Genomic DNA, 19,101 nt, shown 5'->3' on the forward strand with positions numbered 1-19,101 from the left:
CATGAGACGGCAACACATCGCGCCTAGTGTGTACTCATGCCCGAGTCCCGAGACCTCACCGTGCCCGGCGGACCTGCCCTCGACAATCTCGGCGTTCGTCTGCACGACGGCGTCGGTACCCTGCGTGTCTGGTCTCAGAACGCCTCCTCCATCGAGTTGGTCGTCTTCGACGCCACCGACCTCGATTGGGCGACGGACGAAGTGCCGCTCGAGCGACTCGCCGGGGGTGTCTGGGAGGTCACCACCGAACTGCTCCAACCCGGTGTGCGGTACGCCATCCGTGTCGGGGGTCCGCACGGCCCCGGGAACACGTTCAACCCGGAGACGCTGCTCCTCGACCCCTACGCCCGCGGCCTCGCGCAGGGAGACGGGTACGAGGAATGGCGCTCCGTGGTGATCGTCGACGGCTTCGATTGGGGCGAGTCGCAGAAGCCTCGGGTGCCGTTGGACCGCACTGTCATCTACGAGGGGCATCTCAAGGGCCTCACCAAACGTCATCCCGATGTTCCTCCCGCACTGCACGGCACCTACGCCGGGCTCGCCCACCCCGCGATGATCGCGTACTTCCACTCCCTGGGGATCACGTCGATCGAGCTGCTCCCGGTTCATGCCTTCGTGCCGGAACCTCGCCTCCTCGAGCGCGGTCTCACCAACTACTGGGGCTACAACACGCTGAACTTCTTCACCCCGCACACCGCCTACGCCACCGAGGAGGCCCGCAAGGAGGGGCCGGAGGCGGTGCTGGCCGAGTTCAAGGGCATGGTGCGGCTGCTGCACGAGGCAGGACTCGAGGTCATCCTCGACGTCGTGTACAACCACACGTCCGAAGAGGGAATCGGCGGTCCGCGCTCGAGCCTGCGCGGCATCGACAACGCGAACTACTACCGGCAGGATGAGTCCGGCGTCTACGTCGACACCACCGGGTGCGGCAACACCCTGAACACGGCGACCGATGCCGGTGCCCGACTCGTTCTGGACTCCCTGCGCTACTGGGCGCAGGAGATGCAGATCGACGGCTTCCGCTTCGACCTCGCCACGGCCATCGCCCGCGACGCCGCCCACACCTACACCCCGGAGCATCCGCTTCTCACCGCCATCGCGGACGATCCGATCCTCGCCGACACCAAGCTCATCGCCGAGCCATGGGACGTCGGTCTCGGCGGCTGGCAGACGGGCAACTTCCCGGCCGGCTGGCATGAGTGGAACGACCGCTATCGCGATCGGGTGCGCAACTTCTGGCTGAGCGACATCGACTACGCCCGGCGAGCATCTGCCCCGGTGGGCATCGGTGGATTCGCGACCCGTCTCGCCGGATCGTCGAACACCTTCAGCGAGGACCGCGGTCCGCTCGCCAGCGTGAACTTCGTCACGGCGCACGACGGCTTCACCCTGCACGACCTCGTCTCCTACGACGTCAAGCACAATGAGGCCAACGGCGAACAGAATCGCGACGGTGCGGACATGAACCGCGCGTTCAACCACGGAGTCGAGGGTCCGACAGACGACCCGACCATCCTCGCCTCGCGGCGCAAAGCCATGCGCAACCTGCTCGGAACGCTCCTGCTGTCCGCGGGCATTCCCATGCTCACCGCCGGCGACGAGGTCGGTCGCACCCAGCGAGGCAACAACAACGCCTATGCCCAGGACTCCGTCCTGACCTGGCTCGGTTGGGAGTTCGAGCCCTGGCAGGACGATCTGCGCGCCCACGTCTCCCGGCTCATTCGGCTGCGCCAGGAGAACCCCGCCTTGCGACCGAGCCGCTACGCGCGACTCGGCGAGCACATCCCCAACGCCTCGGTGATGGACTGGTACGACCAGAACGGGGAGACGATGGAGCAGGACCAATGGGCCGACCCAGGGAACCGGACGCTGCAGTACGTCGCCGCCTCCACTCCCGACACCGAGGCCTACAACCGCATCCTGCTGATCGTGCACGGTACCGAGTCGCCCATCGATGTACGCCTGCCCGTCGAGATCGAAGACGCGACCCGCTTCGTCTCGCTGTGGTCGAGTGCTCAGGAGCGCCCTTCCGATGACGAAGAGGTCTTCGCGCCTGGCGATGTGCTGCCGGTCTCGGGCACGTCGATGAGGCTGTTCCGCATCGAATGAAGCCGGCCGACGACGCACCCTCCGGCGCGCTACCCGTGGCCACGTCCGCGCGGTACATTCGGGAGGTGGCTGCACGTGCTGGTACTCGGTCCTCGGCTCTTCGGAGCCCCGCTCAGATCCCGACGCGCGCCCTGGGCGTTGCGGATTCTCCCGGTGCACTGCGGACGACCCGCATCCCGCTGCTCGACCCGTCGCCATCGGTACCCGGTGGCTTCAGGCCGAAGGCCTTCGTCGGCGAAGTGGTGCCCTTCAGCGTGGTCGCGTTCCGCGAGGGCCACGACGTCATCGGCGTGCACGTCCGGCTCACGTCCCCTTCCGGAGAAGAGACCCTGCATCGCCTCTCTCCCCGCGACGACGGCACCGACACCTGGTCGACGCCGATCGCGCTCGACGAACAGGGCGAATGGCTCTTCCGGTTCGAGGCCTTCTCCGACGACTTCGCGACCTGGGCGCACGCCGCGGAGCTGAAGGTCGCCGCCGGGGTCGACGTCCCGGTGATGGCAGCGCTGGGGGCTGATCTGCTGGCGCGGGCCGCCGCGGAGAAGGAGCGCCCGGCACCGCAGCGGAAACGGCTCGGCGCAGACGCGGTATCCCTGCAGGACGGCGATGCCGCGACGACCATGGCGCTGGCGACGGATGCGGGATTGGTTCAGATCTTCCGCGACCGTCCCGTGACGACTCTGCGCTCCGCGACGCCGACACACACGCTGCATGCCGACCGGCGCGCGGCAGGTGTCGGCGCCTGGTACGAGTTCTTCCCCCGCTCCGAAGGCGCGCGGCGTCTGAAGGACGGCACGGTCAAGAGCGGCACGTTCCGCACCGCGACGCGGCGTCTGCCCGACGTCGCGGCGATGGGTTTCGACGTGGTGTATCTGGTGCCGATCCATCCGATCGGTTCCACCAATCGCAAGGGACGCAACAACACCCTCACCGCCGAGGCCGGAGACCCGGGTTCGCCGTACGCGATCGGCGCCGCGGAAGGCGGGCACGATGCGATCCATCCCGAACTGGGCACCCCGCAGGATTTCCGGGCGTTCGTGCGCGCGGCACGGAGGGAAGGGCTCGAGGTCGCGCTCGACCTCGCACTCCAGGCCTCGCCCGACCATCCATGGGTGCGCGAGCATCCGGAATGGTTCACGACCCTCCCGGACGGCACGATCGCCTACGCCGAGAACCCGCCGAAGAAGTACCAGGACATCTACCCTCTGAACTTCGACAACGATCCGGACGGCATCTACGCCGAGATGCTGCGGGTCGTGCAGCACTGGGTGGCGCAGGGCGTGAAGATCTTCCGCGTCGACAACCCGCACACGAAACCGCTCCAGTTCTGGGAATGGCTCATCGCAGAGGTGAACGCCGTCGACCCCGACGTGATCTTCCTCGCAGAGGCGTTCACCCGACCGGCCGTCATGCGCGCGCTCGCCGCGGTCGGTTTCCAGCAGAGCTACAGCTACTTCACCTGGCGCAACACGAAGGCCGAGCTCGAGGAGTTCCTCGGCTCGGTATCCCACGAGACCTCCGACTACATGAGGCCCAACCTCTTCGTGAACACCCACGACATCCTCACCGAGTACCTGCAGTTCGGTGGCAGAGCGGCCTACAGGATCCGCGCCTGCATCGCCGCGACGGCAGGTCCCGTATGGGGCGTTTACGCGGGCTACGAACTCTTCGAGAACGTCGCCCGTCCCGGGTCCGAAGAGAACATCGACAACGAGAAGTACGAGTACAAGTTCCGAGACTGGGTCGGCGCCGAGGCCCGCGGCGAATCGCTCGCTCCCCTGCTGCGCCGACTCAACGAGATCCGGGGCGCTCATCCCGCGCTGCAGCAGCTCCGCAACTTCCGCGCGCACTGGAGCGACGACGACGCGGTGCTCGTCTACAGCAAGCATCTGGCGGCGCCGTTCACCGGCACCGGTCGCGGAGACACCGTCATCGTCGTCGCCAACGTCGACCCGCACTCGGTGCGGGAGACCACCGTGCACCTCGACACGACCCAGTGGGGCATCCCCCGGGGCGAGGCCTTCGAGGTGGAGGACCTCCTCACGGGAGCCGTCTGGACCTGGACCGATCACAACTACGTGCGGCTCGACGCCTTCGCCGAGCCGGTGCACATCCTGAAGGTGAGGGAGCGATCATGAGCTACACGGAAGACGTCGCCGCATCCACCGAATGGGAGGCGGTCTCATCAGCCACGTACCACGATCCTCACTCCGTTCTCGGCGCGCATGCCCACAAGGATGCGGCCGATCGCACCGTCACCGTGATCCGTGCCAGACGCCCGCTCGCAGAAGCAGTCGCAGCCGTCTTCGACGACGGCAGCAGGCAGGAGCTCGCCCACGTCGCCCACGGCATCTGGGAAGGCCAGCACAGCGGTCCCCCGGTCCCTTACCGCATCGCCACGAGGTACGCAGATCACGATGAGACAGTGTCGGGAGACCCGTATCGGCATCCGCCGACGCTCGGCGACCTCGACCTGCACCTGATCGCCGAGGGGCGTCACGAACGCCTCTGGGAGGCGTTGGGTGCTCATGTGCGCACGTTCGACGGAGAGATCGGCGTCTCGTTCGCGGTCTGGGCGCCCAACGCCACTGCCGTGCGGGTGGTCGGCGACCACAACGACTGGAACGGCGAGGCCCACGCCATGCGCTCGATGGGCGTCAGCGGCGTCTGGGAGCTCTTCGTTCCAGGGCTGCCGATCGGCACCAGATACAAGTACCAGATCCGCACCCGCGAGGGGGCGTGGATCCTCAAGGCCGACCCGATGGCGCTCGCTGCCGAGGTTCCGCCCGACACGGCATCGATCGTGACGGCATCGACGCACAGCTGGTCGGATGGCGCGTGGATGACGCGCCGGGCGGCCACCCACGCCGTGGCACAGCCGTTGTCGATCTACGAGGTCCACGTCGGCTCATGGCGGGCGGGCCTCGGATACCGCGAGATCGCCGACCCGCTGATCCAGCATGTGACGGAATCGGGCTTCTCCCACGTCGAGTTCATGCCGCTGGCGGAGCATCCGTTCGGTGGATCGTGGGGCTATCAGGTCAGCGGATACTACGCCCCCACGAGCAGGTTCGGCACGCCCGACGACTTGCGCTACCTCATCGACCGTCTCCACCAGGCCGGCATCGGCGTGATCATGGACTGGGTTCCGGGCCACTTCCCCAAGGATGCCTTCGCACTCGCACGCTTCGACGGTCAGCCTCTCTACGAGCACCCGGACCCACGACGCGGAGAGCATCAGGACTGGGGAACGCTCATCTTCGATTACGGCCGCCCGGAGGTCCGCGGATTCCTGGTCGCCAACGCCCTGTACTGGCTCCAGGAGTTCCATGTCGATGGGCTCCGTGTCGACGCCGTCGCCTCGATGCTCTACCTCGACTACTCCCGTCAACCGGGCGAATGGGAGCCGAACATCCATGGCGGGCGCGAGAACCTCGAGGCGATCCGTTTCCTGCAGGAGGTGAATGCCACCGCCTACCGGCTGCACCCGGGGATCCTGATGATCGCGGAGGAGTCCACCAGCTTCCCCGGCGTCACCGCTCCCACCGACCACGCAGGCCTGGGTTTCGGGTTCAAGTGGAACATGGGCTGGATGAACGACTCCCTGCAGTACATCTCACGCGACCCGATGTACCGCGGGCATCACGAGGGCGAGATGACCTTCTCCTTCGTCTACGCCTTCGGTGAGAACTATCTGCTTCCCATCAGCCACGACGAAGTCGTCCACGGCAAGGGCAGCCTGGTCGCAAAGATGCCGGGAGACCATTGGCACAAGCTGGCGAACGTGCGTGCGTACCTCGCCTACATGTGGGGGCACCCCGGCAAGAAGCTGCTGTTCATGGGGCAGGAGTTCGGCCAGCTCGCGGAGTGGTCGGAAGGGCGCGAGCTGGATTGGTGGCTCCTCGAGCAGCCCTCGCACGCCCAACTGCAGGACTTCATCGGCGAGATGAACCGTACTTACCGGGCGCAGTCCCCTCTCTGGGAACGCGACAACGACGGTTCGTCGTTCAGCCGCCTCGGTGCACCGAGTTGGGAATCTACGGTGATCGCGTTCGAGAGGCGTGACGCGCACGGCGGGCGCCTGGTCGTCGTGAGCAACTTCGCCGGGGTGGAACGCACCGGGTATCAGCTCACCCTTCCTCGAGAAGGAGTGTGGCAGGAAGTGCTCAACACCGACGCGGCGGACTACGGGGGTCGAGGATCGGGCAACCTCGGGTTGGTCTATGCGAAACCCTCAGAAGGAGGAGCACCGCTCGCGACCCTGACGTTGCCCGCGCTCTCGACGCTGTGGCTGCGCTACCAGTCCGACCCTCACGTGCCGACGGTCAACCACGGCTGAGCGCGCCGGCGACTCGGCGCGTACCTCCCTAGAACAGCAGCGACGAAAGCCGGTTGCGCGCCGACACGACCCGCGGATCCTCCGCACCGATGAGCCCGAAGAGCTCGACCAGGCGCTCACGAACGGGCGTGCGCTGGTCGGACGGGAGCTGCGCGAACAGATCGAGCAGGCGACCGAAGGCGTCATCGACATGCCCGCCGGCGAGGTCGAGGTCGGCCACATCGAACTGCGCCTGGACGTCGAGCGGGCCGTCGGCCGCTGCGGCCCGTGCCGCCTGCAGATCGAGGCCCTGAACGCGGTCGAGCAGCCGCACCTGGCCGAGACCCGCGAGCGCGTCCGCGTCCCGCGGGTTCTCCGCGAGCGCCTTCTCGTACGCCGTGATCGCTGCCGCGTAGTCGCCGACCTCGATCGCCGCGAACGCCTCAGCGTGCAGCGGGGGGAGCTCCGGCTCCACGGGAGGTTCCGGGTCCGCGCCCTCCTCGCCGACCGAGAGCGATCCGGTGACACCGTTCTGCGCCGCCACCTGCAGCAGCTGCGCGAAGACGTCGCGAACCTGCTGCTCCGGCACGGCCCCGGTGAACATCGGCACCGGCTGACCGGCGATCAGGGCCACCACCATCGGGATGGACTGGGCACGGAAGCTCTGCGCGAGCTGCGGATTCGCATCCACATCGACCTTGGCGAGCAGCACGCGTCCGCCGAGCTCGCGCGTGACCTTCTCGATGATCGGGCTCAGCTGCTTGCAGGGCCCGCACCACTCCGCCCAGAGGTCGACGACGACGGGAACGGTGCGCGAGAGCTCGAGGATCTGCCCGAACGTCTCGTCGGTCGCATCCACGACGACATCGGGCAGTCCCGGGCCGGGGGCGCCCTCTGCGGGAGATGCGGGCCGGTTGCGGAGACTCGACAGGTCGACGGCACCGCGCAGGGCGGCAGGAGAGATCTCACTCATTTGATCACCTTCACGGACAGGAGGTCCTGGTGGGCTGCCAGGAGCCGGATCTGCTCCGTCGAGCCCTTTGCCGGGACCGAGAAGAACAGCTGGAACTCGTAGGTCGTCTCGACGCCCTTCGCGGACTCGGTCGCGTCGGTGAGGGCCTTGGCTTGTGCATTGTCGCCGAAACGGATGGAGACGTCGTCTCCCGTCGGCGTCACCGTCTCGGTGTCGGTGAGGGTGACGGCGACGATCGCGCCGCTGTCCAGAGTCGTCATCGAGATGGGGGCATCCGTCGTCGGAGCCATGTCGAAGGCGGCCTTCGACGTGTCGGCGGCGCCCTTGTCGGCGAGAGCCTGGATCACGGCCTGACGGCTGTCGGTGATCGACTTGGCGTAGGTCAACGCCAGATCGTCGAACATGTCGTAGAACTCGCTCTGCTCCCCCTGGTCCACCACATCGGCGAAGGTCGAGGCGAGGTTCGCAGGCGGGATCGTCAGGAACGCGGAATCGGACGGAACGAGCGATGTCCCGAGCCAGGATGCAGCGACCTCGGGAAAGACGGCGTCAGCAGACATCTCGGCGATGTTCGAGACCTTGTAGTTCGACCAGGGGTCGGCCTGCGTCATCGTGAGGACCACCGGCGGCACCGTGTCATCCCCTGTCTTCGACAGCATCAGTACTGTGCGCGGCCACTGATCTGTCGCTTCCGGCAGCACGACCTCGACCTGATCGGTCGGGATCGCCGCGGGCGGAACGGTGTCCGGGAGCTTCGAGCGCAGAGCATACTCAGTGGTCCGCGCTGCGAGAGCGGGCCCCTCGAAGCGGGTAGCGAGCAGGTCGAGGTCGAGTGCTGCGTCGGCTTCGCTCACCGTGCCGGCGAGCGTCTTCAATATGCGCTTGGCCTGCGCTTCGGTCACCGCAGGGGGCTTCTGGTTCTCCGGCGCGATCACCGTCGGACTCGGAGACGGGGTCGGCGAGGCGTCGCCCAGCTGCGGCCACGAGTCCGACGAGCACCCGGCGGCAAGAAGCGCCGTGAGCCCGAGAGCCGGAAGCGCGAGCATGCGACGCCGGCGAGGCCGCGTCGCTGAGCGCATGGAGGTCTTCGCGTCGGGGTCCTTGCTCTCGTCCACGATCTCCGCCTCCTCGACGTCTCCGTCGGCCGGCGCCGCCGATCCTGCGGAGGGTTCGCTGCGCGGAGCGCCGGACTCCTCGATCGCCGCGCGCTCAGACGGCGGAAGAACCGCGACGTCGATCGGTTCGGTCGCCGGGAGCGGACCCGGGCCCTTGCGCCGGGGGCCGCGGCCGCGGCGCTGATGGCGGATCGCGAGCACGTAGAGGATGAGGCCGAGCAGCAGCACGATTCCCCCGGCGACCATGAGAGGTCCCGCCCACGGCGTCGAGTTGTCCAGCGGCCAGGAGACCACGATGTCATCCGGCGCATCGGCTGTGCCGTCGTAGGCGACGAGCATGCTCGTGCCCTCGGGCAACTGCATGTTCTCGGCCGTGAGACGGTTGTCCTTGACGAACGAGTCGAGCCAGAGATCGGATCCCCGCGGATCACGCCCCGCGGACTCCGCGTCGGCGGAGTCGCCCTCAGCGCCGTCGCTCGGAGCATCGGTCTCGCCGTCAGCGGAGGGCGCCGTGACGTGCTCGACCGCCAGATCGCCGTTCTTCTTCTGCGTGACCTGGTTGTAGTCGGAGTCGGCGAGCCAGGCCTCCATGTCGGCGGTGCGACCATAGCTGCCGAAGATCTCGCCCTCTCCCCGGACGATCAGCGTCTGCGCGCCTGGATTCGCCCGAAGCACGTCGCCGTCGATGAGGACGAAGGGTGCCGGTTCATCGATCTCGACCTGGGTCTGCTGAGTGTCCGGCCCCATGAAGATGGTGCGCTGAGCAATCCCCGCGCCGATCAGCACGGCAGCCAGCACGAAGGCCACCACGGCCCATACGAAACGCACGAATAGTCTCCTCACGCATCGCCGGCACTTGCCAGCGACGCAACACTCGACATTTCAGACTAGCGAAATCAGCTGTGTGTTGCCCACGAGCAGGTTCAGTGCGGGCCGGACCGGCACGTCGTCGGTGCCCAGCCGGACGCTCTGGATAGCCTTGCTGGATCCGTCCTCGAGGAGCCTCCGAATGAAGATCCACAATCCCTTCCGCACCGCCCTGGTGGCGACGCTCGGCGTGGGATTGGGCATCCTGCTGATCAACAGCGTGCAGAACCTCTCCACGGTTCTGCTCTATCTCGGCACGGCTCTCTTCCTCAGTCTCGGACTCGATCCGCTCGTCTCGTTCCTGGAGCGCCGGCGTCTCCCCCGATGGCTCGCTGTCATCGTCACGATCCTCGCGGTGCTCGGCATCTTCGTCGGCATCGTGCTCATCGTCCTTCCCGTGCTGGTCGACCAGATCTCCCAGCTGATCGCCCAGATCACGGCGATCGTGCAACGCGGTACCGCGATCGACGACCTCAAGCAGTGGATGACGGACGCGTTCCCCAACCTGAGGGTCGATGATGTCTTCACCTACGTCGAGGACTGGCTCACCACGAACCTGACCGAGATCGGCGGTTCCATCGGCCAAGGGTTCCTCGTGGCGAGTGGCGCCGTGCTCAGCGGCCTGTTCGGTGCGTTCATCGTCCTCATCCTGACGATCTATCTCACGGCTTCCACGCCGTCCCTCAAACGGGCGGTCTACCAGTTGGCTCCGGCGTCGAAACGAGACAGGTTCATCGACCTGTCCGAACAGATCACGGATTCGGTCGGCTATTACGTCATGGGGCAGGTGACGCAGGGTGTCATCAACGGCGTGCTCAGCGCGATCTTCCTGTCGATCATCCAAGCACCGTTCCCCGCCGTCCTCGCGGTGATCGCGTTCTTCTTCTCCCTGATCCCGCTCGTCGGCACCCTGACCGGCTCCACGATCATCGTGCTGGTGTGTCTCATCCCCGGACTGGGCTCTCCGGCGACCGCGATCGCCGCTGCGATCTACTACCTGATCTACATGCAGATCGAGGCCTACATCATCTCGCCGCGCATCATGAGTCGTGCGGTCTCGGTACCGGGGGCGGTCGTCGTGGTCGCGGCACTCGCCGGAGGAAGCCTTCTCGGTCTGCTGGGCGCGCTGATCGCCATCCCGGTCGCCGCGAGCATCCTGATCATCTACCGGCAGGTGCTCATCCCGCGGATGAACGAGCTCTGAACCCGCTGCGCGTCAGTCGTCGGTCGGCCAGTGCGTGGCGAGAGGCAGCGCCGCAGGATTGACCGCGGCCACGATCTCCGTGAGCACGCGTCGCGTCTGGGTCTCGCCCACCCAGAGGTGCTTCCCCCCGTCCACCGCGATCAGTTGTGCGTGCGGGATCGCAGCGAACCTCTCGCGGGCCTCGGCGGGGCGCAGGTAGTCATCCAGCTCCGGTACCAGGACGACCACGGGGCGGTCGACCGTCGCCCACGCGGCGACCTCTTCCGGTGTCGCGCGGTGCAAAGGCGGCGAAAGGAGGATGATCCCCTCGATGTCGTGCTGCCGACCGTACTTCAACGCGAGTTCCGTGCCGAAGGACCATCCCAGCAGCCAGGGGCGAGGCAGAGCGCGTTCACGCACGAAGTCCATCGCCGCGGCGACGTCGAACTGTTCGGACGCCCCGCCATCGAAGGATCCGTCACTGGTCCCACGAGGTGATGCGGTCCCCCTCGTGTTGAATCGCAGCACGGCCAGATCCGCCAGAGCGGGCAGACGTGCAGCCGCTTTGCGGATGATGTGCGAATCCATGAACCCGCCGGCCGTAGGCAGGGGATGAAGCGTCACGAGAGTCGCGACAGGAGTCGTGGTCTCCGGCACGGCGAGCTCTCCGACCAACGTGAGACCGTCGGCGGTCTTCAGCTCGATGTCTTCGCGTCGCGCCGGAAGCTCCAGTGGTCCTCGGATCTCGATGCTCATGCAAGCCTCCAACAGTGTGTGTGCCAGTGTCGCCGTGCGGCGAGGTCAGCCGCGTCGCCGAGCACGCCGTCCGCGCGCCAGGCGACGAGATGCGCGGTTCCGGCGACGATCGATCGACCGCAGCCCGGGCAGAGATAGTCCTTCTGCGCCTGCGCCCCGGAAACCGGTTGCACGGTCCACTCACCGCCGCGGCGGGTCTCGGTACGCTTCCAGCCCGCGAGGAGGCGATCGAAGGAGTCCTCGGGGTCAGGGCGCTCCGAAGGACGTCTGCGAGAGCGGGGCATACTGCCTGCTCACCACCAGTGGTTGTTGACCCAGAAGTTGTACGCACCGGCCCAGCTGCCGTAGCGGCCGGTGGCGTATCCGGTCGCCCAGCGAAGGTTGTCGACCGGGTTGTAGCCGTTGCCGGGCACCTTGCTGCATGGCAGCGCCTGCACCAGACCGCAGGCACCGGAGGACTTGTTCGTGGCGTTCGGGTTCCAACCGCTCTCGCGGGACACGACGTAGTCGACGTACTGCCAGTCGCTCTGCGCGATGCCGGCTGCCGCCATCCACTCTGCAGGAGCACCGCCTCCCGTGTACGGAGGAAGGCTACCTCCGGAAGGCTTTCCGGAGGATCCCCCACGGGGTGCCGCAGCCACGGTCGGGACCGGAGCCGGCTTCGGCTTCACATAGACCTCGAACCCTCCGCGCACGACGGGTGCAATCTCGGCACCTTCGACGGTGACGGTGAGGTTCTGAGTGTCCGCGAGCGCAAGCGAATAGGCGGAGTCCGGCGACTCCTCAGGGGCGGGTGCGGCCAATGCCACCCCGGTCGGTGCGACCAATGCACCGGCGAAACCCACGACGGCGAGGGAACTGAAGACCCCGACGACACCACGGCTGCGAGACCAGCGCCGTGTGCCCGTGCGCGCCGAACGAGCCTTCACCGCGGGCACCGGCGAGAGGTCGTTTCTTTCGAGATTCATGTCGTTTCGGGAGTTCACGATGAGGGACAGTCTACGCAAGAGTGCCTGGATCGACCATCAGGAACCTCAGCGAACGGCGAGAATCACGTCGATCGTGGCATCCAGAAGGGCATCCACCTGCTCCTCGCGGTATCCCCCACGCTGCATCCGAAACGCCGCCGAGCGCAACTGCTCGGCAGTCAGCGCTTCGCCGTCACGGAGATACCGCACGATACGCGTCGACACATGATCGACCTCATCGAGACGGTACCCGAAGGTGAGCACTCCGGTACGGGCGAAGCGGTGGCGCCGTGGTCGCGCCAGATGATCCAGGATGACCTGCGCGTCTGCTCTGGCCTGCTCCACCCAGGCACCTGCTCCCGCGGATCGCACCGCGCGTTCGCGTTCTCGAGCGGCGAAGGCGTCTTCGACGCGGCCGAGCGCCGCGTCGACATCCGCGACGACGTATCCGTTCTTCACCAGCGGGAAGGAGGCCGTCCGCACATCGTCCGCGCTGAGTTCATCGCCGCCCGCCTCGAACGCGCGGCGGGCAGATGCGAGGAACGTGTCGACGGCTGCCCGGTGATAGCCACGCACCCGACCGGAGGTGAGTGCGAATGCCGGCGGCGTCGATTCCGCCTGTTCGTCGAGCTGATCTTCGTTCATCACAGAACCACCCAAGGAGAGAAGAGGAAGTAGAGACAGAGCGCAGGGATCGTCGAGGGCAGAATGCTGTCGAGTCGATCGAGCAGCCCTCCGTGACCGGGGAGCCAGGAACTCATGTCCTTGATGCCGAGGTCGCGCTTGAGCATCGATTCACCGAGGTCCCCCAGCGTCGCGGAGAGCAGGATCGACGCGCCGAAGATCACGCCGCACCACCACGGCAGCTCCAGGAGGAAGATCGCGAGCAGCACCCCCGCAGCGAGCGAGGCGATGACGGCGCCGCCGAAGCCCTCCCAGGTCTTCTTCGGGCTGATCTTCGGAGCCATCGGGTGACGGCCGAAGGCGAGACCGGCGGCGTACGCGCCCGTGTCGGCCGCTACGGCGATCGCGATGAAGCTGAGGACCCACCATTGACCGTCCTCCTGCTTGAGGAGGATGAGCGCGATTCCCGCGAGGAAGGGGACGTAGACCTGCACGAACCCGCTCGTGACGGCGTCGGCGAGGACGTCCCCGTAGGTGCGGCCGTCCTTCTCCACCATCTGCGCGATGAGCCGCCACACGATGACGAACGCGACGGACACGAAGAGCATCACCCAGCACAACCACGGCTCGGCGAAGTACGCCGAGAGCACGAGGAACGCGGCGGCGATCAGCTGAGGGACCACGTCGACGCGGCGACCCGAGCTCCGCAGAGCTCGGGAGAGCTCGTAGACCCCGAGCAAGGCGGCCGCGAGAGCGAACGGGACGAAGAGCACCTTGAGGAAGAGCAGCGATCCCAGGAGCGCGGCGCCGAAGGCGAGACCGATCAGGATGGCGAGGACGAGATCGCGACCCGTGCGCTCTTTGATACGTTCGTTCGCCTGGTCGAGCTGGTCGCGTGCATGGGAGACATGGCTGCCGAGTTCATCCCGTGCCGCGCGCCACTGTTCCCGGATAGCGTTGTGATCCGCCGTGTCCAGCGGACCGACGCCGCCCGAGGGCGCGCCCTCCGAAGCTGCGGGAAGCGGTGGGCGCGGAGGGACGGCAGCCGCGTCGAAAGACGGGAACGCGGCGTCAACGAGCGGGACGCCGTCGGATGGGGTCTTCCCGTTCCCGCCGTGACGCGTGAACGGCCCATCGTCGTCGGCATCTCGCGTTTCGTCAGACATCCCGACTACACCTCGAGGAGTTCTGCCTCTTTGCGCTTCAGCGCGTCATCGATGAGCTCGACGTGCTGACGTGTCAGGACGTCGAGCTCCTTCTCTCCGCGCGCGATCTCGTCCTCACCGAGCTCGCTCTTGAGGGCATCGAGCTCGTCCTTCGCCTTGCGACGGATACCACGGACGTGGACCTTCGCGTCCTCAGCCTTGGTCTTGACGAGCTTGACATACTCCTTGCGGCGCTCGGCCGTGAGCTCCGGCATCGTCACGCGAACGAGGTTGCCGTCGTTCGTCGGGTTGGCTCCGAGGTTGGGCATGTCACGGATCGCCTGTTCGATCGCCTTCAGCGCCGACTTGTCGTACGGCGTGATGATGAGCGTGCGAGCTTCCTGGTTCGCCAGGGAGGCGAGCTGGGCGATCGGCGTGGGAGTGCCGTAGTAGTCCACGAGGACCTTCTGGAACATCTGCGGGTTCGCACGACCGGTGCGCACCGTGGAGAAGTCCTCCTTGGCAGCTTCGACCGCCCGGTTCATGCGAGTGGTGGTTTCAGCGAGGACGTCCGCGATCACGGTGACTCCTATCGTCGGGGTGTTCTGCAAATTCTATCGGGCGAAGTCGTCTCCGCCGTGTCACACACTCAGGCGGTGACGAGGGTTCCGATCGGCTCGCCGAGGAGCGCACGGGTCACGTTCCCGGCGGGCTCCATGCCGAACACGCGCATGTCCATGCTGTTGTCCATGCACAGGCTGAAGGCGGTCGAGTCGACGACCTTGAGACCACGCTGGAGCGCATCGCGATAGGTGACGCGCTCGATGCGCTCCGCGTCGGCATGCTTGTTGGGGTCGGCGGTGTAGATGGCGTCGACGCCGTTCTTGGCGACGAGGACCTCGTCCGCGCCGATCTCGAGCGCACGCTGTGCCGCGACGGTGTCAGTGGAGAAGTACGGGAGGCCGGCCCCGGCACCGAAGATGACGACCCGCCCCTTCTCGAGATGACGCTCAGCCCGGCGCGGAATGTACGGCTCGGCGACCTGGGTCATCGAGATGGCGGACTGCACACGGGTGGCGGCCCCGGCCTGCTCGAGGAAATCCTGCAGGGCGAGCGCGTTCATGACCGTGCCGAGCATGCCCATGTAGTCGGCGCGACCGCGGTCCATGCCTCGCTGGCTCAGTTCTGCGCCGCGGAAGAAGTTGCCCCCGCCGACGACGATCGCGACCTCGACACGGTCCACCGCCGCGGCGATGTCACGGGCGATCTGCGAGACCACGTCGGGGCTGACACCCAGCTGTCCCGCTCCGAATGCCTCTCCGGAGAGCTTGAGAAGGACGCGTCGGCGTCCGGTGCGTTCAGTCATGGGTGGGTGTCCTCTCGTCCCGATTCAAGATAGTGCCTCGTGGGCATGAAGAAGGGGTTCGGATCTTGGCGATCCGAACCCCTTCGACGGTGCTACGCGCCGACCTTGAAGCGCGCGAAGTCCGTCACGGTGATACCGGCGTCCTTCGCCACCTGGGCGACCGACAGCTTGTTGTCCTTGGCATAGTCCTGCTCGAGCAGAGCGACCTGCTTGATGAACGCAGAGACGCGGCCTTCGACGATCTTCGGGAGAGCCGCTTCCGGCTTGCCCTCGTTGCGGGAGATCTCAGTGACGATCTCGCGCTCCTTCTCGACCGCGTCAGCCGGCACGTCTTCACGCGACAGGTAGGACGGGTTGGCGAACGAGATGTGCTGAGCGATGCTGCGCGCGGTCTCGGCATCGTCACCCGAGTAGGCGACGACGACGCCGATCTGCGGCGGCAGGTCCTTGCTCGTGCGGTGCAGGTAGACCTCGACCTTGTCGCCGGCGATCGTGCGCACGCGGCGCAGCTCGACCTTCTCGCCGATGATCGCGGCCTCTTCGGAGATGACCTGCTCGACGCTCTTGTCGCCGGCAGAGGCGGCGAGGGCGGCGTCGACCGAGTCGGCCTTGACCGCTGCTGCAGCGTCGGCGACCTTGTCGGCCAGCGCGATGAAGCGCTCGTTCTTCGCGACGAAGTCGGTCTCGCAGGCGAGCTCGATGAGCGTCACGGCGCCGTCCTGCTCGCGAGCGACGATCAGTCCCTCGCTCGTGGAACGGTCAGCGCGCTTCGCGTTGCCCTTCGCACCCTTGAGACGCAGGATCTCGGTGGCCTTCGCGACGTCTCCGTCAGCCTCCTCGAGCGCCTTCTTGGTGTCGACCATTCCGGTGCCGAGCTGCTCACGCAGCGCCTTGAGGTCAGCGATGGTGAAGTTGGCCATGTGTGGTGGCTCCTTGCTTCGTTAGGTGTGTGTACGAGGGATTACTTGGCGTCAGCAGCCTCGGCGGCGGCGACCTCAGCGGTCTCCTCACCGGAAGCGGCGGCGATCGCCTCGTCGTGCGCCTCAGCACCGGCCTCGTCGGCAGCGGTCTCGTCGGCGGCGGGCGTCTCGACGACGGCAGCGGCGTCATCTGCCGTGGCGACCTCGGCGGCGTCAGCGGACTCCTGAACCTCCTGTGCGGGAGTCTCGAGGAGCTCCTTCTCCCAGTCGGCCAGCGGCTCGGCGTCGCCGGTCTCCGGGTTGTGCTTCTGCTGCAGGCCCTCGGCCGCGGCGTCGGCGATGATACGCGTCAGCAGGGAGACGGAGCGGATCGCGTCGTCGTTGCCGGGGATCGGGTACTGGAAGTCATCCGGGTCGGCGTTCGTGTCGAGGATGCCGATCACGGGGATGCCGAGCTTCTTGGCCTCATCGATCGCGAGGTGCTCACGCTTGGCGTCGACGACCCAGATGGCCGAGGGCGTCTTGGTGAGGTTGCGGATACCGCCCAGCGACTTGTGCAGCTTGTCGAGCTCGCGCTTCTTGAGCAGGAGCTCCTTCTTGGTGAAGCCGCTGTTCGCGGGGACCTCGTAGTCGAGCTCCTCGAGCTCCTTCATACGAGCGAGACGCTTGGAGATCGTCTGGAAGTTGGTGAGGAGTCCACCGAGCCAGCGCTGGTTGACGAAGGGCTGACCCACACGGGTCGCCTGCTCGGCGAGGATCTCCTGCGCCTGCTTCTTGGTGCCGACGAAGAGGATCGTGCCACCGTGGGCGACGGTCTCCTTGACGAAGTCGTAGGCCTTGTCGATGTAACCCAGCGACTGCTGCAGGTCGATGATGTGGATACCGCTGCGCTCGGTGAGGATGAAGCGCTTGACCTTCGGGTTCCACCGACGGGTCTGGTGTCCGAAGTGCACGCCGCTGTCGAGCAGCTGGCGGATGGTGACCACAGCCATGGTCGTCTCCTGGTTCTGGCGCGGTTCTGCGCCGTTGAGGTTGCAAGCCGATCGGATGATCGGACTTCCTGGTGCCCGGCTCACGCCCGCCTTATCGAGGAGAAGGACCTGTGGGAGTGGATGCCGCGAAGTGAATCGCTTTGGGCACGCGTAGTCACCTCGATTTCGAGGTGCTCCCCCAGCATACAGGATCGCGCGGGCACTCACCCTGCACCTCACGCCGCACGCCGGTCTTGTGCCGGTGTCCCGCGGCGGCCGACGATTCCGGTGCCCGCGACGGAGTGCACCCGACCAGACTCGCACCATGCGCACAGTCCCCCGAGCCCTTTCCCTTCTCGTCGTCGCTCTGCTGCTCGCTCTCACCGCGCCGGCTCCCGTGGCGGCGGCGGAAGCTCCCTCGACAACCGAATGGCCTCGCTGGAGCTGGCCGGTGGCCGGGCCTCGCGCTGTCGCGGCTCCGTTTCGCGCGCCCGCGCACGAGTACGGTGCCGGCCATCGCGGCGTCGATCTGGCCGCAGTGGTGGGAGCAGAGGTGTCCGCCCCCGCGGACGGTGTGGTCGCCTTCCGCGGCACCGTGGTGGATCGGCCGCTCCTCACCATCGAGCACACCGGCGGCCTCGTGACGACTCTCGAACCCGTTCGGTCGACGCTCGTCGCGGGTGATGTCGTCACGGCCGGGCAGGCGCTCGGAGTCTTGGATATCGGCGGGCACACCGCCGCGGGTTCCCTCCACCTCGGCGTGCGGCTGGACGGCGACTACATCAATCCCCTGCTGCTCTTCGACGACGTTCCGAGAGCCGTCCTGCTCCCCTGCTGCGAAGCACGCTGAGCGACGGGGGCTTAGCGAGAGATCATGCGCGCGGATGGGCCAGTCGATAGGTCGCCGTCAGACGCTCGGTGGAGACGTGGGTGTATATCTGCGTCGTACCGAGGCTGGCGTGTCCGAGGATTTCCTGGACCGCCCTCAGATCGGCTCCCCCGTCGAGCAGATGAGTGGCCGCGGTGTGCCGCAGAGCGTGAGGACCGATCGTCTCGGCGCCCACGATCGGCGCGAGAACCCGTGCGACGAGTTCGTATACGGCCCGCGGCCCTACCCTGCCACCGCGGCTGCCCAGGATCACGGCAGGGGCGAAGGTTCGGGCGCGCGCGACGAGCACCGGCCTACCGCGCCTCAGGTACGCCGACAATGCGTCGCGCGCCGGAGTGCCGTAGGGCACGATGCGTTCCTTCGCGCCTTTGCCGAGCACTCGCGCCGTACCGCGGTCGAGATCGAGATCGTCGATGTCCAGTCCGCAGAGCTCGGAGACACGGATACCGGAGCCGTACAGCAGTTCGAGGATGGCGTGGTCTCTCAACGCGATCGGGTCGCCCTCTTCGGCGGCGTCGCGGTGAGAATCCAGAAGTGCCGACATCGCGTCCCGCGAGGCGACCGTCGGCAACGTCCTTCCCCTCTTCGGGGCGACCAGGCGCAGGCTCGGATCATGCGTGACGAGCGCCTGCTCCTGAGCCCAATTGAAGAATGAGCGGGCCGTGGCGGCGCGGCGCGCGAGGGTCGATCTGGCGTCGCCACGCTGAGTGGCGCGCCACAGCCAGTCCCGAAGCACCTCGAGGTCGACGGACTCGAGGGGAACACCACCCGCCGCGGCGTCGAGGTCTCGCAGGTCTGAGCGATAGGCCTTGACGGTCGCGGCGGACAGCCGGCGCACCTTCTCCAGGTGTTCGGCGAACGCCTCCGTCGCGGCAGCGAGATCCATGAGTCCAGCTT

At 66.9% G+C, this 19,101-nt stretch carries 17 protein-coding genes; 5 read left to right on the forward strand and 12 right to left on the reverse strand.

The window, feature by feature from the left end; all coding sequences use genetic code 11:
- The first annotated feature begins 36 nt into the window (after positions 1-36).
- The 3 genes from glgX (at position 37) to glgB (ending at position 6,448) form a co-directional block, all read left to right on the forward strand.
- A complete protein-coding gene (glgX, locus tag GLO27_RS07090) occupies positions 37-2,109 on the forward strand; it encodes a glycogen debranching protein GlgX (RefSeq protein ID WP_021200493.1) in 2,073 nt (690 codons plus the stop codon).
- A gap of 179 nt (positions 2,110-2,288) precedes the next feature.
- Positions 2,289-4,247 carry an alpha-1,4-glucan--maltose-1-phosphate maltosyltransferase gene (locus GLO27_RS07095; RefSeq protein WP_167254755.1) on the forward strand — a complete coding sequence of 653 codons (1,959 nt, stop codon included), beginning with the start codon at positions 2,289-2,291 and terminating at the stop codon, positions 4,245-4,247.
- On the forward strand, positions 4,244-6,448 hold the full coding sequence (glgB, locus tag GLO27_RS07100) for a 1,4-alpha-glucan branching protein GlgB (protein WP_167254193.1): 2,205 nt from the start codon (positions 4,244-4,246) through the stop codon (positions 6,446-6,448). Before GLO27_RS07095 ends, glgB begins: the two co-directional genes overlap by 4 nt.
- A 28-nt stretch (positions 6,449-6,476) precedes the next feature.
- Here glgB and GLO27_RS07105 read toward each other — a convergent pair whose 3' ends face one another.
- Positions 6,477-7,400 (reverse strand): tetratricopeptide repeat protein, encoded by a 924-nt coding sequence (locus tag GLO27_RS07105; protein WP_167254195.1) that lies wholly within the window; start codon positions 7,398-7,400, stop codon positions 6,477-6,479.
- A complete protein-coding gene (locus tag GLO27_RS07110; protein ID WP_167254197.1) occupies positions 7,397-9,343 on the reverse strand; it encodes a glycosyl transferase in 1,947 nt (648 codons plus the stop codon). The genes GLO27_RS07105 and GLO27_RS07110 overlap by 4 nt, the downstream gene beginning before the upstream one ends.
- Positions 9,344-9,524: 181 nt before the next feature.
- Here GLO27_RS07110 and GLO27_RS07115 point away from each other — a divergent pair, with 181 nt between their 5' ends.
- Positions 9,525-10,586, forward strand: a complete 1,062-nt coding sequence (locus GLO27_RS07115) for an AI-2E family transporter (protein WP_021200487.1) — start codon at positions 9,525-9,527, stop codon at positions 10,584-10,586.
- Between the two features lie 12 nt (positions 10,587-10,598).
- Here the strand turns inward: GLO27_RS07115 and GLO27_RS07120 are convergent, their stop codons facing one another.
- The 9 genes from GLO27_RS07120 to rpsB form a co-directional block, all read right to left on the reverse strand.
- Complete coding sequence (locus GLO27_RS07120; protein WP_021200486.1) at positions 10,599-11,321, reverse strand: alpha/beta fold hydrolase; 723 nt, start codon at positions 11,319-11,321, stop codon at positions 10,599-10,601.
- A complete protein-coding gene (locus GLO27_RS19750; protein WP_084487375.1) occupies positions 11,318-11,605 on the reverse strand; it encodes a hypothetical protein in 288 nt (95 codons plus the stop codon). Before GLO27_RS19750 ends, GLO27_RS07120 begins: the two co-directional genes overlap by 4 nt.
- A gap of 9 nt (positions 11,606-11,614) precedes the next feature.
- On the reverse strand, positions 11,615-12,289 hold the full coding sequence (locus GLO27_RS07130) for a transglycosylase SLT domain-containing protein (protein WP_021200485.1): 675 nt from the start codon (positions 12,287-12,289) through the stop codon (positions 11,615-11,617).
- Positions 12,290-12,355: 66 nt separating this feature from the next.
- Positions 12,356-12,934: a DivIVA domain-containing protein gene (locus GLO27_RS07135; RefSeq protein WP_021200484.1), complete on the reverse strand. Its 579-nt coding sequence runs from the start codon at positions 12,932-12,934 to the stop codon at positions 12,356-12,358.
- Positions 12,934-14,079: a phosphatidate cytidylyltransferase gene (locus tag GLO27_RS07140; RefSeq protein WP_167254199.1), complete on the reverse strand. Its 1,146-nt coding sequence runs from the start codon at positions 14,077-14,079 to the stop codon at positions 12,934-12,936. Before GLO27_RS07140 ends, GLO27_RS07135 begins: the two co-directional genes overlap by 1 nt.
- A 5-nt stretch (positions 14,080-14,084) precedes the next feature.
- Entirely contained in the window at positions 14,085-14,639 is a 555-nt protein-coding gene (gene frr / locus GLO27_RS07145) for a ribosome recycling factor (RefSeq protein ID WP_021200482.1), read from the reverse strand.
- A 68-nt stretch (positions 14,640-14,707) separates the two neighbouring features.
- On the reverse strand, positions 14,708-15,424 hold the full coding sequence (gene pyrH, locus GLO27_RS07150) for a UMP kinase (RefSeq protein WP_017830711.1): 717 nt from the start codon (positions 15,422-15,424) through the stop codon (positions 14,708-14,710).
- A gap of 92 nt (positions 15,425-15,516) precedes the next feature.
- On the reverse strand, positions 15,517-16,344 hold the full coding sequence (gene tsf / locus GLO27_RS07155) for a translation elongation factor Ts (RefSeq protein ID WP_021200481.1): 828 nt from the start codon (positions 16,342-16,344) through the stop codon (positions 15,517-15,519).
- A 41-nt stretch (positions 16,345-16,385) separates the two neighbouring features.
- Positions 16,386-17,336 (reverse strand): 30S ribosomal protein S2, encoded by a 951-nt coding sequence (gene rpsB / locus GLO27_RS07160; RefSeq protein ID WP_021200480.1) that lies wholly within the window; start codon positions 17,334-17,336, stop codon positions 16,386-16,388.
- Positions 17,337-17,640: 304 nt separating this feature from the next.
- Here rpsB and GLO27_RS07165 point away from each other — a divergent pair, with 304 nt between their 5' ends.
- Positions 17,641-18,165, forward strand: a complete 525-nt coding sequence (locus GLO27_RS07165) for a M23 family metallopeptidase (RefSeq protein ID WP_021200479.1) — start codon at positions 17,641-17,643, stop codon at positions 18,163-18,165.
- Between the two features lie 22 nt (positions 18,166-18,187).
- Here the strand turns inward: GLO27_RS07165 and GLO27_RS07170 are convergent, their stop codons facing one another.
- Positions 18,188-19,090: a tyrosine recombinase XerC gene (locus tag GLO27_RS07170; protein WP_167254201.1), complete on the reverse strand. Its 903-nt coding sequence runs from the start codon at positions 19,088-19,090 to the stop codon at positions 18,188-18,190.
- Between the last annotated feature and the right edge of the window lie 11 nt (positions 19,091-19,101).

The organism is Microbacterium sp. Be9 (assembly GCF_011754135.1).
Lineage (GTDB): Bacteria > Actinomycetota > Actinomycetes > Actinomycetales > Microbacteriaceae > Microbacterium > Microbacterium maritypicum_A.